Here is a 2602-nt window from a genome sequence, read left to right as displayed (position 1 = left end):
TCCGCTTATTGATATGCTTAAGTTCAGCGGGTATTCCTACCTGATTCGAGGTCAACATTCGGAAGGTGGGGTGTTTAACGGCGTGGCCGCGCCCGGGTCCCGGTGCGAGTGGATATTACTACGCAGAGGTCGCCGCGGACGGGCCGCCACTCCATTTCGGGGCCGGCGGTGTTAGCGCCGGGTCCCCAACGCCGGGCTCTCCCAAAAAGAGGGGAGCTCGAGGGTTGAAATGACGCTCGAACAGGCATGCCCGCCAGAATTCTGGCGGGCGCAATGTGCGTTCAAAGATTCGATGATTCACTGAATTCTGCAATTCACATTACTTATCGCATTTCGCTGCGTTCTTCATCGATGCCAGAACCAAGAGATCCGTTGTTGAAAGTTTTGATTCATTTGTATTTTGCCTTGCGGCACACTCAGAAGAAACTGTAAAAACAAAAGAGTTTGTGGCCTCCGGCGGGCGCCTGGTTCCGGGCCGCGAAACCGAAGAGGTTCCGGGCGCCGGGGCGGCTCCGCCGAAGCAACGTAAAGGTATGTTCACATGGGTTTGGGAGTTGTAAACTCGGTAATGATCCCTCCGCTGGTTCACCAACGGAGACCTTGTTACGACTTTTACTTCCTCTAAATGACCGAGTTTGGAGAGCTTTCCGGCCCTGGGTGGTAGTTGCCCACCTCCCTGGGCCAGTCCGGACGCCTCACTGAGCCATTCAATCGGTAGTAGCGACGGGCGGTGTGTACAAAGGGCAGGGACGTAATCAACGCAAGCTGATGACTTGCGCTTACTAGGGATTCCTCGTTGAAGAGCAATAATTGCAATGCTCTATCCCCAGCACGACGGAGTTTAACAAGATTACCCGGGCCTTTCGGCCAAGGAAGTACTCGCTGGCTCCGTCAGTGTAGCGCGCGTGCGGCCCAGAACATCTAAGGGCATCACAGACCTGTTATTGCCTCAAACTTCCATCGGCTTGAGCCGATAGTCCCTCTAAGAAGCCAGCGTACTGCCAAAGCAATACGGGCTATTTAGCAGGTTAAGGTCTCGTTCGTTATCGCAATTAAGCAGACAAATCACTCCACCAACTAAGAACGGCCATGCACCACCACCCACAAAATCAAGAAAGAGCTCTCAATCTGTCAATCCTCATTGTGTCTGGACCTGGTGAGTTTCCCCGTGTTGAGTCAAATTAAGCCGCAGGCTCCACCCCTGGTGGTGCCCTTCCGTCAATTTCTTTAAGTTTCAGCCTTGCGACCATACTCCCCCTGGAGCCCAAGCACTTTGATTTCTCGTAAGGTGCCGAACGCGTCAAAAAATAACATCGTCCGATCCCTAGTCGGCATAGTTTATGGTTAAGACTACGACGGTATCTGATCGTCTTCGATCCCCTAACTTTCGTTCCTGATTAATGAAAACATCCTTGGCAAATGCTTTCGCAGTAGTTAGTCTTCAATAAATCCAAGAATTTCACCTCTGACAATTGAATACTGATGCCCCCGACTGTCCCTATTAATCATTACGGCGGTCCTAGAAACCAACAAAATAGAACCACACGTCCTATTTCATTATTCCATGCTAATGTATTCGAGCATAGGCCTGCCTGGAGCACTCTAATTTTTTCAAAGTAAAAGTCCTGTTTCCCCGTCACACCCAGTGAAGGGCATGAGGTTCCACAGAGGGAAAGGCCCGGCCGGACCAGTACACGCGGTGAGGCGGACCGGCCAGCCAGGCCCAAGGTTCAACTACGAGCTTTTTAACCACAACAACTTTAATATACGCTATTGGAGCTGGAATTACCGCGGCTGCTGGCACCAGACTTGCCCTCCAATTGTTCCTCGTTAAGGGATTTAAATTGTACTCATTCCAATTACAAGACCCAAAAGAGCCCTGTATCAGTATTTATTGTCACTACCTCCCCGTGTCGGGATTGGGTAATTTGCGCGCCTGCTGCCTTCCTTGGATGTAGTAGCCGTTTCTCAGGCTCCTTCTCCGGGGTCGAGCCCTAACCCTCCGTTACCCGTTGCAACCATGTTTGGCCAATACCCAAACATCGAAAGTTGATAGGGAAGAAATTTGAATGAACCATCGCCGGCGCAAGGCCGTGCGATTCGAGAAGTTATCATGAATCACCAAAGAGCCCAGAGGGCATTGGTTTTTAATCTAATAAATACATCCCTTCCGAAGTCGGGATTTTTAGCATGTATTAGCTCTAGAATTACCACGGTTATCCAAGTAGTAAGGTACTATCAAATAAACGATAACTTATATAATGAGCCATTCGCAGTTTCGCTGTATAATTGCTTATACTTAGACATGCATGGCTTAATCTTTGAGACAAGCATATGACTACTGGCAGAATCAACCAGATAACTATCGTCCGCCGCGGAAAAACGGCAACCGGTGCTGCGAGCAGCGCCGGAGAGATGTCAAGTTCACTGGGTGGCGTCCGGAGACGCGCCGGGCAAAGCACCTGCGGCAGGAGCCGTGGGCGCCGTGCGAGCCGGCAATCCGCTTTCCCACTCATGTGTTCCCCAGCGAAGCCGTCGACCACACTGAGCCCGAACGGGCGGCGTGTGGCCTGGGGCACGCCAGGAGAAGGACTCAGCGCCC

At 51.5% G+C, this 2602-nt stretch carries 1 rRNA gene; it reads right to left on the bottom strand.

What is annotated here, in order from left to right:
* Nucleotides 1–561: 561 nt before the first annotated feature.
* Nucleotides 562–2366, bottom strand: a 16S ribosomal RNA gene (locus tag ACFVV5_RS19020).
* Between the last annotated feature and the right edge of the window lie 236 nt (nt 2367–2602).

Origin of the sequence: Leifsonia sp. NPDC058248, assembly GCF_042881905.1 — a bacterium.
Lineage (GTDB): Bacteria > Actinomycetota > Actinomycetes > Actinomycetales > Microbacteriaceae > Leifsonia.
This window is presented reverse-complemented; position numbering and strand designations above follow the sequence as displayed.